The sequence below is a fragment of the Rhodoplanes elegans genome (assembly GCF_016653355.1).
Taxonomy (GTDB): domain Bacteria; phylum Pseudomonadota; class Alphaproteobacteria; order Rhizobiales; family Xanthobacteraceae; genus Rhodoplanes; species Rhodoplanes elegans.
On sequence record NZ_NHSK01000185.1, the window covers coordinates 1 to 12,881 of the forward strand.

10 protein-coding genes are annotated in these 12,881 nt (G+C 70.5%); 3 read left to right on the forward strand and 7 right to left on the reverse strand.

From position 1 onward, the window contains the following. Positions 1-1,590 (reverse strand): excinuclease ABC subunit UvrC (gene uvrC, locus CCR97_RS22445; RefSeq protein WP_244670617.1); only part of this gene is annotated, 1,590 nt, incomplete at its 3' end. Between the two features lie 205 nt (positions 1,591-1,795). Then, positions 1,796-2,617 carry an SDR family oxidoreductase gene (locus CCR97_RS22450; RefSeq protein WP_201159869.1) on the reverse strand — a complete coding sequence of 274 codons (822 nt, stop codon included), beginning with the start codon at positions 2,615-2,617 and terminating at the stop codon, positions 1,796-1,798. A 387-nt stretch (positions 2,618-3,004) separates the two neighbouring features. Between CCR97_RS22450 and CCR97_RS22455 the strand changes: the two genes are divergently transcribed. Continuing rightward, positions 3,005-3,619 (forward strand): outer membrane protein, encoded by a 615-nt coding sequence (locus CCR97_RS22455; protein ID WP_111359999.1) that lies wholly within the window; start codon positions 3,005-3,007, stop codon positions 3,617-3,619. A 1,054-nt stretch (positions 3,620-4,673) separates the two neighbouring features. On the opposite strand, the gene CCR97_RS22460 is transcribed toward CCR97_RS22455, so the two are convergent. From CCR97_RS22460 to CCR97_RS22480, 5 genes are all read right to left on the reverse strand, one after another. Then, positions 4,674-4,886 carry a cold-shock protein gene (locus CCR97_RS22460; RefSeq protein WP_111359998.1) on the reverse strand — a complete coding sequence of 71 codons (213 nt, stop codon included), beginning with the start codon at positions 4,884-4,886 and terminating at the stop codon, positions 4,674-4,676. 307 nt (positions 4,887-5,193) lie between these two features. Continuing rightward, positions 5,194-6,033, reverse strand: a complete 840-nt coding sequence (locus tag CCR97_RS22465) for a 23S rRNA (adenine(2030)-N(6))-methyltransferase RlmJ (protein WP_111359997.1) — start codon at positions 6,031-6,033, stop codon at positions 5,194-5,196. Positions 6,034-6,213: 180 nt separating this feature from the next. Beyond that, positions 6,214-6,903: a hypothetical protein gene (locus tag CCR97_RS22470; protein WP_201159870.1), complete on the reverse strand. Its 690-nt coding sequence runs from the start codon at positions 6,901-6,903 to the stop codon at positions 6,214-6,216. A 167-nt stretch (positions 6,904-7,070) separates the two neighbouring features. Further along, positions 7,071-7,748: a ribonuclease T2 family protein gene (locus CCR97_RS22475; RefSeq protein WP_245429215.1), complete on the reverse strand. Its 678-nt coding sequence runs from the start codon at positions 7,746-7,748 to the stop codon at positions 7,071-7,073. Positions 7,749-8,118: 370 nt separating this feature from the next. Then, positions 8,119-9,492 (reverse strand): NCS2 family permease, encoded by a 1,374-nt coding sequence (locus tag CCR97_RS22480; protein WP_111360111.1) that lies wholly within the window; start codon positions 9,490-9,492, stop codon positions 8,119-8,121. 548 nt (positions 9,493-10,040) lie between these two features. Between CCR97_RS22480 and CCR97_RS22485 the strand changes: the two genes are divergently transcribed. Both CCR97_RS22485 and cydB read left to right on the forward strand, forming a co-directional pair. Next, positions 10,041-11,435: a cytochrome ubiquinol oxidase subunit I gene (locus tag CCR97_RS22485; RefSeq protein WP_111360544.1), complete on the forward strand. Its 1,395-nt coding sequence runs from the start codon at positions 10,041-10,043 to the stop codon at positions 11,433-11,435. Positions 11,436-11,736: 301 nt separating this feature from the next. Beyond that, positions 11,737-12,738 (forward strand): cytochrome d ubiquinol oxidase subunit II, encoded by a 1,002-nt coding sequence (cydB, locus tag CCR97_RS22490; RefSeq protein ID WP_111358580.1) that lies wholly within the window; start codon positions 11,737-11,739, stop codon positions 12,736-12,738. The last annotated feature ends 143 nt before the right edge of the window (positions 12,739-12,881 follow it).

The following is a 12,881-nucleotide window of genomic DNA, read 5'->3' on the forward strand; positions in this document are numbered from 1 at the left end:
GGTCAGGGGTGGGGGGCTCTCGGGAGGTGCGGGGCTCTTCGACGTATCCACGGACTCGTCGCCCGCATTCGCCTCCACCCTCCCCTCCCCCAAGAGCCGCTTGAAGCGGCGCTCCAAGACCTCGCGCATCATCCCGTAGTCGTCGCCGGGGGCGAGGTCGGTCGAGCGGATGTTGAACTTGCGGTACTGGCTCTTGCGGAAGCCCTCGGGCCCCGCCACCACCATGACGCCGACCGGGTTCGAGCCCTGGATGTGGCTGTTGTCGTAGACCTCGACCCGGCGCGGCATTTTCGGCAGCCCGAAGGTCTCGGCCAGCGCCTGCAGCAGGCGCTGCTGCGACGCCGTCTCGGCGAGTTTTCGCCCGAGCGCCTCGCGGGCGTTGGACGCGGCATGGTCGACCAGTTCCTTCTTCTCGCCGCGGCGCGGCACGCTCACCTCGACTTTTCGCCCGGCTCTGAGCGAGAGAGCTTCGGCCAGAAGGCGGCACTCCTCGACCTCGTGCGAGAGCAGCACCAGCCGCGGCACCGGCTTGTCGTCGTAGAACTGGGCCAGGAAGGCAGCGAGCACGGCCTCCGGCGAAAGCGTGCGGTCGGCCTTGGGGAAATAGGCGCGGTTGCCCCAGTTCTGGCCGGCCCGGAAGAAGAACACCTCGACGCAGGAGAACCCGCCCTCCTGGTGGATGGCGAAGACGTCGGCCTCCTCGACGCCGCGCGGATTGATGCCCTGGTGCGACTGCACGGCCGCCATGGCGGCGAGGCGGTCGCGCAGCACCGCGGCGCGCTCGAAATCAAGATCGGCCGCCGCCGCCTCCATCTCGGTCGCCAGCTCCTCCTTCACGGCCCGGCTCTTGCCGGACAGGAACGCCTTCGCCTCGCCGACCAGCACGCCGTAGGCGTCGGGCGCGATCTCGCCCGTGCAGGGCGCCGCACAGCGCTTGATCTGATGCAGGAGGCACGGCCGGGTGCGGCTCTCGTAGACGGCGTCCGTGCAGGAGCGCAGCAGGAAGGCGCGCTGTAGCGCCGTGATGGTGCGGTTGACGGCGTTCACGGCCGCGAACGGCCCGAAATACTCGCCCTTGCGGTTGCGGGCGCCGCGATGCTTGCAGATCTGCGCCGGCAGCCCGTCCTCCGCGATCAGGATGTAGGGGAACGACTTGTCGTCGCGCAGCAGCACGTTGAAGCGCGGCCGCAGGCGCTTGATCAGGTTCGCCTCGAGCAGCAACGCCTCGGTCTCGGTGGCGGTCGAGACGAACTCCATCGCCACCGTCGCGGCGATCATCCGGGCGATGCGGGCGGAGAGGCCGGTCGGCCGCGTGTAGGAGACGACGCGGCGGCGGATGTCCTTGGCCTTGCCGACATAGAGGACCTCGCCGCCGGCCCCGATCATCCGGTAGACGCCGGGCGCCGCCGGCGCGAGCTTCGCATGCCGGGCGATCACCTCGCGGCCGGCCGCGAGCGTCCCGGCGTCGGCTTCGGACAGCGCCGCCTCGCTCTCCGGATCCGGCAGCTCGGGCAGCGTCGCCTCGGCCTCGTCGTCGGTCTCCGGGCCGGGGTCGAGATCGGGGTCGAGGTTTTGGACGGACTTCTGCATGGGAGTCATATGGGGGCGATTCGGCCCCTCTTCGTAGCAGTCCGTGTCGGGATCAGGGCGCTGCTTCCAAGGCCGGTCATCCCGGGGCGCGGACCTGCAAGGTACGCGAGCCCGGGATCCATACGCCCTGTGGCGGTGGCTCACGACGGACAGGGGTTATGGGTTCCGGGCTCGGCGCTTTCGCGCCGCCCCGGAACGACGGAGATCACTCCTCCGCCCCGACGGCGTCCGGGGTCTGCCAGGCGAGGCGCTGGCCGCCGTCGACCGCGATGGTCTCGCCCGTCACGCTTCTGGCGCGCACCAGGTAGAGGACGGCGTCGGCGACCTCCTCGGGCGACGGCCCGCGGCCGAGCGGCACGGCCGCCGCCTGGCGGGCGAAGGCCTCCAGATCCTGGCGCGGGCTGGGCAGGGTCGGGCCGGGCGCCACCGCGTTGACCCGCACATGCGGCGCCAGGGCCTGGGCGAGCGTCGTCGTCGCGGTGTGCAGCGCGCTCTTGCTCAGGCCGTAGGAGAGGAAGCGTGGGGTCGGCTTGTAGACCCGCTGGTCGACGATGTTGACGACCGAGGGGTCGGTGCCGGCCGGCGCCTGCGCGGCGAAGACCTCGGCCAGGAACACGGGCGCCCGCAGGTTGACGGCCATGTGGAGGTCGAACAACGCCCGGTCGAGCCCGCCGATCTCGTCGCGCTCGAAGGTCGAGGCATTGTTGACCAGCAGGGTCAGCGGCCCGACCGCCGCCACGGCGGCCGGGACGAGGCGCAGCACCGCGTCGTGGTCGGCGAGGTCGGCGACGACCGGCCGGGCGACGCCGCCCGCCGCCGCGATCTCGGCGCACAGGGCCTCCGCCTCGGCCGCCGAGGCGCGGGCATGGATCGCCACCGCGTAGCCGTCGCGGACGAGCGCCCGGACGATCGCCCGGCCGATGCGCTGCGCCCCCCCGGTGACGAGAGCCGCCGGACGGGGGGCGCCCGAACGGGGGGCGGCCAGGCCGGGCACGTCAGGACGCGGCGCGGGTGACGGCTGGGTCATCGGCGAGATCACTGTTGTCCGGCGGTATCGGGCTGCGAGCGGAGGCCGCACTGTGCTGGCTCGCCGCCGACTTTGCAACGGGCCGTCGGGCGGCGCCGCAGCGCCCCTCGAAAGGACCCCGCAGGCCCGCCCCGCGGGCTCGCCCGAGATCGACGCCCGTCGCGTTAACCACCTGATAGCACTCGTAAACGCCAGGTTAAGCTTAACGGGTGGTGGCCGTGCCCAGGTAAGGAAAGGTTTACTCGAATGCCGCGATAAATCGAAACACGAAATTATCCATTTTTCGCCTTCGGCCGGTCCTCAGGGACCCACGATGGCGGACGACAAGTCCCGCCTGGGGAGTCGTCTGCCGCGCGCACCACCGGGGCGGACGACGTGGAGGCAACGATGAAGAAGACGACCCTTTCGGCCGGACTGATCGCCGCCCTGCTGGCGACGCCGACCGGCGCGGCCGACCTCCGCTACGGCGCCCCCTACCAGCAGCCGCCGCCCTATGCGGCGCCGCAGACCTGGACCGGCGCCTATGTCGGCGTGAACGTCGGCTACCAGTTCGGCTCGGCCGCCTTCAACATGAACCCGAGCGGCTTCGTCGGCGGCCTGCAGGCCGGCTACAACTACCAGATCAACCAGTTCGTCATCGGCGCGGAGACCGACTTCCAGTTCTCCGGCGCCGAGGACACGTTCGCGGCCTACAAGTTCTCCAACCCGTGGTTCGGCACGCTGCGCGGCCGCATCGGCTGGGCGATGAACAACGTGCTGATCTACGGCACCGGCGGCTTCGCCTATGGCGGCGGCGAGGTCGAGTGGTTCGGCTGGTCGCAAACGAAGACGCATACGGGCTGGGCGGCCGGCGCCGGCATCGAGGTGGCGTTCACGCCCAACTGGAGCGCCCGCGCCGAGTATCTCTATGTCGACCTGACCAAGGAGACCTACACCATGGTCGGGCTCACCACCGACATCGAGTCGAGCATCGTCCGGTTCGGGTTGAACTATCGGTTCTGACGCGACGGTTCGGATCGGCGCGCGCAGGCCCCCCGCTCGCCCGATGACAGAGACGCTCCGGCGCGCCACGCCGGAGCGTTTCGCTTTTTCGGGCAGGCGCGCGAGGGTCTCGGAGACGCCCGCAGCGCATCGGCGCCAGGTTCGGGGTGAAGACAGAGCCTCTCGGTGGTCGCCGTCCGCGCGGGCGAGCGACCGTGCATGTCCCGGTCGTTCCGGGGCGGCGCACCGCGCCGAACCCGGGCTCCAACTCCGGCCTGCGGAGACGCCGCGTCGACGGCCGAAGCCGCGCATCCGTCGTGCGCTGCCCCGCCCCTCCCGTCGGACGACGCGCGGCCGCCCGCCGGCCCTACGGAGCCTTCGGCCCGACGGCATCGGCCGTGACGGCGCTCTCGCCGCGACGTCGTCCCGGGATGCGGTTTTTTCGTGCGCCGAGGTCTCGGCCGGCCAGCCGCCGGAGCCGGCGCCTCGGGGCGCCCGGCGACCGGGCCGCGTGGCCTCCGGCGAGACGGCACGGCCTCCGGCAGGATGGCGAGCGGGACGCCGTGCCGTCCGGCGCGATCCGATGAACGGGAGGGGGCGGAACGGCCGATGCACGGCTCCGCACGGACGCCACGACGCGACGAGCCTCGCCGGCGACCTGATCAGATCATCGTCTGATCACGTCCGTCATCGCCCCATCGTGGCGCTCACCGCGGCACCCATCGCGGCGCCCATCGTATCGCTTGTCGTGGCGCCGATCCCGGCCGTCCGAGCGCCGGACCGTCGGGCAGCGGATCATGCGAGTGGCGGATCGGACGAATGGCGCATCGGGCGAATGGCGGAACGGACCACGCGCCGCGCCAGCCACCCCTCGTCGTATCCGGCTAAATCGTCCGGGCGTGTCGCCGCCGGGAACATCCTGTCGCGCGGCCGCTCCGGCCTCTCGGGCGGGGCGATCCGCACCCCGCGCACTGTCGCGACGACCCGTCTCTACGGGCCTTTCCGCCCTGCCGTGCCGCGCACCGGGCGAGCCGCGATCGGAGCAATCCGTCGCGGCCGGCAGGCGTCTCGTGAGCTACGAGATGACGAGATTGACCGCCTTCGGACCCTTTCCCTTCTTGTCGGGCTCGACATCGAAGCTGATCCGCTGACCTTCGTTGAGCGACTTCAAGCCCGCCCGCTCGACCGCGGTGATGTGCACGAACACGTCGCGACCGCCGTCGTCCGGCTTGATGAAGCCGTAGCCGCGCTCGCTGTTGAAGAACTTCACGGTACCTGCCATTGCCATCGAGGACACTCCCATCCCCATGCTGCTTCGACGTCGGCCCTCGCGGCGCGACGGCGTGGCCGGACATTCGTGTTCAGGAAGACGTTGGCATGTCGCTCGTCGGCATCAGCGTCTCGCGGGTCGGCATCGTCGCCTGTCGGCATCTTCGCCTGTCGGCCTCGTCGCCTAGCGCGTCGGCATCACCTTCGGCATCCGCCTAGCCCACCCTCGTCTCCGGACCGGAGACTGAACGTCAGAGCCCCATCAAACTTTAACATAGAGGCGACGACGCAAAAAGAGGAAGCGGGTCTGATCTGTGAGATCCGTGTCACGTCGCGCCGACGGCGTCGAGACGTGATCCGGCGCCGCTGCCGCGTGAGAGCACCGGCACCAGCCAGTCGAGCAGAACAGCGAGCTCGTCGGCGAGCCGCCAGGGCGGATTGATCACGAGGAGGCCGGTCGAGCGCAGCCCGTCGCTGTTTCCGCCGACGTCGAGCGCGACGCGCAGGAGCTTGGGAATGCCCGCCGCAGCGAGGGTTTCGACGAGCGTGTCGGGTCCGCGACGCTCCTTCGCCGGATACCAGATCAGATAGACGCCGGTCGGCCATTTGCGCACCGCGTTCACGATGCCGTGTGCGAGACGGGCGAACTCGTCCGGCTGCTCGAACGGCGGATCGATCAGCACGAGGCCGCGGCGCTCCTTCGGCGGAATATAAGCCTTCAGTGCTAGCCAGCCGTCGATCGCGACGCTCTTCGCACGCGCGTCGCGTCCGAGTGCATGTGCGAGAGCCGCCGCGGCCGCCGGCTCGAGCTCGCAGGCGACGAGGCGATCCTGCGGTCTCATCAGTTTCGCGGCGAGCACCGGTGATCCGGGATAACGACGCATCTCCGAGCCGGACAGCGTCGTCACGACGTCGAGATAAGGCGCGAGCAGATCGGCGACCGCGGCCGGCTTGGCGGCCGCCTGCACGCGCGCGATGCCGTCGCGCCACTCGCCGGTGCGGCTCGCCTCCGGCCCGTCGAGATCGTAGAGCCCGGCGCCCGCATGGGTGTCGATCACCCGGAAGGCCGCGGGTTTCTCCGACAGATGGTGAAGAATGCGGGCGAGCGTCGCGTGCTTGAGCACGTCGGCGAAATTGCCGGCATGAAAGGCGTGGCGATAGTTCATCGGGGCGTCGACCGGGCGGAGAGGACCGACGCGCGGCGGCGGGCCGCGATCGTCGCGGGCGCCGCGTGACGGCGCCGTTCGCGCGCTTCTCGCACAGTCGGGCCGCAGTTGCCCAGCGGCGCGCGCCGCCAACGCCCGACGGGCCCTGCCGGCGGCCGGCCTACGTCGCCCGGGCGCGCATCAGGACGGGATCGCGCGGCGCAGCCCGAAGGTCGTGCGCGGCGCGACCTGCGGACGCTTCGGCCGCGGCGGCGGCGCGGTGCCGTCCGCAGCGACGGGACCCGCGGCCACCGCGGCGATCCGGGACGCGACCGCGAGCGACGGCTCCGACGCCGGGTCCGACGCAGCGGTCGCGGACGGGGCACCGGAAGGGGCGCCGGACGGGCGGCGGGCGATGCGGTCGCACAGCCGCTCGCCGCCCCGGATCGCGATCAGCAACGCGGCCGGCAGGCCGACGACATGCAGGCCGACCACCAGGAACGCGACCAGCCGCACCTCCGGCTGGACGGCGGCGGTGAGCACGACGAGGGGCGCCCAGACCGTGCTGGCGAGCACGCCGTTGGCGAGATCGGCCACCACGGGCAGGTGCGCCCCGCCCGTGCAGTGCCACAGGAACAGCGCCGAGAGGCCTTCCAGGCGGCAACCGTGGTCGGGCCGCAGGAGCTCGCCGCCATAGGCGAGGATCAGCCACGTGATCCCCCACAGGGCGATGTAGAACACCCCGAGGGTGCGCAGGGCGAGCCGCGCGTCAGCCTCCAGCCGCGCCCTGACGCCGGCCCCGTCGGTGAGCGCGCCGGCGCTCACCAGGCGGCCCGTGAACGGGTGCTCGGCGAACGGGCGCTGGGTGAACGTGATGGTGTCTTGCCGCATGTCTCCGTCTCCGGAGACACCTTGGTCCGCCGCGGTTCACCGGGCGGTTGGCGGGCAGGCGCAGAATCCACCCTTTCGGGTCCCGAGAATCGCGCCCGTCGCGGCAACGCCTCGTTCACCATGCGGGCGGGCCGCGGCGGCCGGCCCCGATCTCGCCCGTCCCGACGCTATCCGCCCCGCACCGGCGGCATCGACAGCCGGTCGCGCCGGCAGGCGCGGCGGTCGACCTCCGGACAGGCCCGGAAGCCGAGCTCCCGGGTCAGGCAGATGCGCACCTCGCTCAGCCGGTTGCGGCTGCAGCCGACCGCGATGGCGGCACGGTCGAGCCCCGGATTGGCCTTGACGAAAGCCTCCTCGACCTCGTCGGGCGTCACCATCAGGGTGCGGTCCGGCTCCAGATAGACCTCCGGAATCTTGACCACGGCGCGCGCCTTGCGGACCGCCTCGAAATAGCCGCGCGGCCCGAGGCCGGAGCAGACGCCGTGCTTGTCCCATTCGTGGAAGACGAGGCGCGGGCTCGGCATCAGGTCGAGCATCGCGGAGACGATCTCGCGGTTCAGCCGCGGCGCCGGCACCTGGCAGTATTCCGGGAAGCCGCGCTCGTACTGGGGCCACAGCCCGTGCACGACGAACGAGAACGGCCGCTCGCCGCATTGCGGATCCGGCCGGCCGCCGTCCTCGCGGGCCGGGCGGCCGTTGCGGCGCTCGGCGCTCTCCTCGCACCACGACGGCGACCACGACAGCGACAGGACGTAGAAGTCGAACTGCCCGGGCTCGTTCGGCCGCCGGTCCTGCGCGGCGGCCGGCGCCACGGCGACCAGGCCGAGCCCGATCACGCCCACCACGGCCAGCGCCGCGACCCTCGCTACAGGCAGCCTCGCTACAGGCAGCCTCGCGACAAGCAGCCTCGCCGCAAGCAGCCTCGCCCCGGCCACCGCCGCGGCCCGCATCCCGCGCTCGATCATGATCAGCCCCGAATTCCGAACACACTCTTTCAGCACGACGGAGACCGCGACCACAATATCAGAGTTGCAGAACATTTCAAGAACATCAGCGCGAGCCGGACGCGCCGACAGACACGGTCCCGAGGGCAACCGGCCGGCCGACCTCTCCGCCCGCGTATAACGCTTTCATAAGCCGCCGCTCTCGCGTGCCGCCCCTGGGTCCCGGCTTTCGCCGGGACACGCACGTGGCCTGTTCCGCTGCGCGGCCAACTCACCCCATCGCGAACTTGCCGGCGAACAGGAGCGCCAGGACGATCACGGCCGGCGAGACGTCGCGGAAGCGGCCGGAGAGGAGCTTGGCCGCCACATAGGTGATGAAGCCGAGCCCGATGCCGGTGGCGATCGAGTAGGTCAGCGGCATGGTGACGGCGGCGACCACGGCGGGCGCGTATTCAGTGACGTCCTCCCAGGAGATCTCGGCGAGCCCGTGGGTCATCAGGCAGGCGACGTAGAGGAGCGCCGCCGCCGACGCATAGGCCGGGATCATGCCGGCGAGCGGGGCGAAGAACAGCGCCAGCAGGAACAGGATCGCGACGAACACGGCGGTGAGGCCGGTGCGGCCGCCGGCCGACACGCCGGCGGCGCTCTCGATGTAGCTGGTCGTCGTCGAGGTGCCGATCAGCGACCCGAACATGGCGGCGAAGGAGTCGGCGAGCAGCGCCTGCTTCATGCGCGGCAGGTGGCCCTTCTCGTCGAGCAGGCCGGCCCGGTGGGTGACGCCGATCAGCGTACCGGCGTTGTCGAACACGTCGATGAACAGGAAGCTCAGCACGACGACGATGAAGGTCTGCTCGAAGATCGCCGAGAAGTCGAGCTGCAGGAAGGTCGGCGCCAGCGACGGCGGCACGTCGACGATGCCCGTGTAGGTCGTCAGGCCGAACGGCAGGCCGACCAGCGTGACGATCAGGATGCCGATCAGCGTGCCGCCGAGGATGTTGCGCGAGTTCAGCGCCGCGATCAGCACGAAGCCGGTGAGGCACAGGATGGCGGGCAGCTGGCGCAGGTCACCGAGCGTGACCAGCGTCACCGGATGGGCGACGACGATCTTCGACTGCTCGAGCGCGATGATGCCGAGGAACAGCCCGACGCCGGCCGAGATGGCGAGCTTCAGCGTCTTCGGGATGGCGTTGATGACGTATTCGCGCAGCCGGAAGATCGACAAGAGGAAGAACAGCACGCCGGAGCAGAACACGGCGCCGAGCGCCTGCTGCCAGGAGTACTTGTAGGAGAGCACGACCGTGAAGGCGAAGAAGGCGTTGAGCCCCATGCCGGGGGCGAGCGCCACCGGGTAGTTGGCGTAGAGCGCCATGACCAGGGTCGACACCGCGGCGGCGAGGCAGGTGGCGACGAACACGGCGCCCTTGTCCATGCCGGCATTGGCCAGGATCGTCGGGTTGACGAAGACGATGTAGACCATCGTCAGGAACGTGGTGACCCCGGCAATCGCCTCGGTGCGCACCGTGGTGCCGCTCGCGGTCAGGCCGAAATAGCGGTCGAGGAATCCCTTCGGCTCGCCGGGGGCGAGCGTCGGCCCGCCGGGGGCAGGCCTGCGGATGGTGGCAGAGGTGGTTGGAGTCTCGGTCATGTCGCGTCCCCCGTCCGGGCCGGCGCGACGACGGGCGGCGCCCTGCCCCCGCCGTCGGTTCTAGCGCTGGGTCGTGTGCTCCGCAATTGCGAGCAAGGCGCGTGCCGCATCGGCTTGTGGATCGAAGGCGCCCGGGCCGGGCGCGGCGGGCTTCGATCACATCGTCATTCCGGGGCGCGGCGAAGCCGCGAACCCGGCATCCAACGGCAAGCTCGCAATGCTGGGCTGGATTCCGGGTTCGGCGCAGCGCGCCGCCCCGGAATGACCGGATCATGCGAGTCCCATGTGCCGCGACCCGGGCTGCGCCGTCACGCCGCGTTGTTGCGCTGCGGAACAAAGGAGTACCGTGCTTCGTTGTTCGCACGCCGCAGCAGGGATTCGCTCTGCGCTCCCGCGCGCCGCGGCCCGGCGGGATGCATCCCGCCCACGACACCGGGGCGTGGCTGCGCGTCCGCCCCGCACGATTCCGGCCCGCGACCCGCCCCCGGCCGCGCGCCCGCTGCGCGACAAAATTCCCTGCCGAGGTTGGACGTGCGAGGTTGGACGTGATGGATCTCGATCCGGTTGTGCTCGCCCGTGTGCAGTTCGCCTTCACCATCACGTTCCACATCATCTTCCCGAGCTTCACGATCGGCCTGTCGGCCTATATCGCGACGCTGCTGCTGATCCGGCTGCGCACCGGCGACGAGCGCTACGCCCGCCTCGCCCAGTTCTGGACCCGCATCTTCGCCGTGTCGTTCGCGCTCGGCGTCGTCTCCGGCATCGTGCTGTCCTATCAGTTCGGCACCAACTGGAGCCGCTTCTCGGTCGTGGTCGGCAACGTGATCGGGCCGATGCTCGGCTACGAGGTGCTGACCGCCTTCTTCCTCGAGGCGTCGTTCCTCGGCATCATGCTGTTCGGCGGCGGCGGCCGGGTGCCGCCCGTCCTGCACGCGCTCTCGGCCGTGATCGTCGCGATCGGCACCGCCACCTCGGCGTTCTGGATCCTCTCGGCCAACTCGTGGATGCAGACGCCCGCCGGCCACGTGATGATCGACGGCATCGCCCATCCGCAGGACTGGTGGGCCATCATCTTCAATCCGAGCTTCCCCTACCGGCTCGCCCACATGGTGACGGCCGCCTATCTCACCACGGCCTTCGTGGTGCTCGCCGTCGGTGCCCGCTGGGTGCTGGCCGAGCGCCACTACGACGAGGCCCGCATCATGGTGAAGATGGCGGTCGGCATGATCGTCGTGCTGGCGCCCCTGCAGGTGTTCATCGGCGACCAGCACGGGCTGAACACGCTGAAGCACCAGCCGGTCAAGATCGCCGCCATGGAGGGCCACTGGGACGGCTCCAAGCCCGGCGACTTCCACGTCTTCGCCTGGCCGGACGAGAAGACCGAGAGCAATCGCTTCGCCATCTCGATCCCCAACGCCTCGTCGCTGATCCTCACCCATGATCCGAACGGCCTCTTCCCCGGTCTGAAGGATTTTCCGCGCGAGGACCGGCCGCCGGTGAAGAACGTGTTCTTCGCCTTCCGGGTGATGATCGCGATCGGCTTCGCCATGGTCGCCATCGCGATCGCCGGCGCGGTGCTGTGGTGGCGCGGGCGGCTGTTCACCACCGGTTGGTACTTGAAGATCGTCGGCAACACCTGGTGGTTCGGCTTCACGGCGATCGTCGCCGGCTGGATCGTCACCGAGAGCGGCCGCCAGCCCTGGGTCGCCTATGGCATCCTGCGCACCGCCGACGCCGCCTCGCCGGTGCCGGCCGGAAGCATCGCGACGACGCTGGCGCTGTTCGTGATCGTCTACGGGATCGTCTTCTCGATGGGCATCTACATCATCAACCGCATGCTGGCGCACGGCCTGGCGCACGGCGCCGACCAACCGCCGAGCGGCACGCCGCTGCGGCCGCAGTCCGCCGCCCGCGACATCAGCCGCCGGGCGTTGCGAGGGTGAATGCGAATGCGGTGCGCATGGTCGAGGCGGTGCGCATGGTCGAGGCGAGGCGCATGTTCGAGGCGAGGCGCCCGTTTCCTTCTCCCCGCGCGCGGGGAGAAGGTGGCTCGCCGCGTAGCGGCGAGACGGATGAGGGGGCGTTTCCGGAGCGCTCGGACTCGCGGCGACGCCCCCTCACCCGGATGCCGCGCGCAGGCGCGCGACATCCGACCTCTCCCCGCAGGCGGGGAGAGGTGCAACGCGCACCGGCGCGACCGGCGAGACGTGACCGGAACGATCTGATCAGCACGGAGCACCCGCCATGGACCTCGACCTTCCGATGATCTGGGCCGTCGTGCTGGCGATCGCGGTCGCCCTGTACGTGGTGATGGACGGCTTCGACCTCGGCATCGGCATTCTCTTCCCGTTCGCCGAGAACGAGCGCCAGCGCGACCAGATGATGTCGTCGATCGCGCCGTTCTGGGACGGCAACGAGACCTGGCTGGTGCTCGGCGGCGGCGGTCTCCTGGTCGCCTTCCCGCGCGCCTACTCGATCGTCATGCCGGCGCTGTATCTGCCGGTGATCTTCATGCTGCTGGCGCTGGTGCTGCGCGGCGTCTCGTTCGAGTTCCGCAACCCGCACGGCAACACCACGGCGCTGTGGAGCTTCGGGTTCTTCGCCGGCTCGGCGGCGGCCGCGTTCTTCCAGGGCGTCATCCTGGGCGGCTTCATCCAGGGGATCACGGTGGCGAACGGCGAGTTCGCCGGCGGAGCGTTCGACTGGGCGACGCCGTTCGCGATCCTGTGCGGGCTCGGCGTGATGGCGGGCTACGCGCTGCTCGGTGCCACCTGGCTGATCATGAAGACGGAAGGCCCGGTCGCCGAGCGGGCGCGCGAGCAGGCGCGCGGCCTGCTGCTCCTCGTGATGGCCTTCATGGGCGCCGTGTCGCTGTGGACCCCACTCGCCTTCGAGCGCATCGCCGCGCGCTGGTTCGCGGCGCCGGGCATCTACGTGCTGTGGATCGTGCCGGTGGTCACGGCCGCCGTCGCGCTGACCATCTGGCGCACCACCGACCGTCACGACTTCGTGCCCTTCGTCGGCACCATCGTGCTCTTCCTGCTCGGCTTCCTCGGGCTCGCGATCTCCACCTGGCCGTACGCGGTGCCGCCGGTGCTGACCATCTGGGAGGCCGCCGCGGCGCCCTCCAGCCAGGCCTTCATGCTGGCCGGCACCGTGATCTTGCTGCCCATCATCCTCGCCTACGTCGCCTTCGTGTACTGGCTCTTCCGCGGCAAGGTGCGCGAGGGCGACAGCTATCATTGAGGACGGACCGGGCCGGCAGCGAGCCGAGGATTCATCTGATTAGAACGAGGCGCTGGCGTCGACCGTTCCCTCCCCCCTTGTGGGGGAGGGACAGGGAGGGGGGTAAGCCGCGAAATCGGAGCTTGGGGCTCACCCCCCACCCC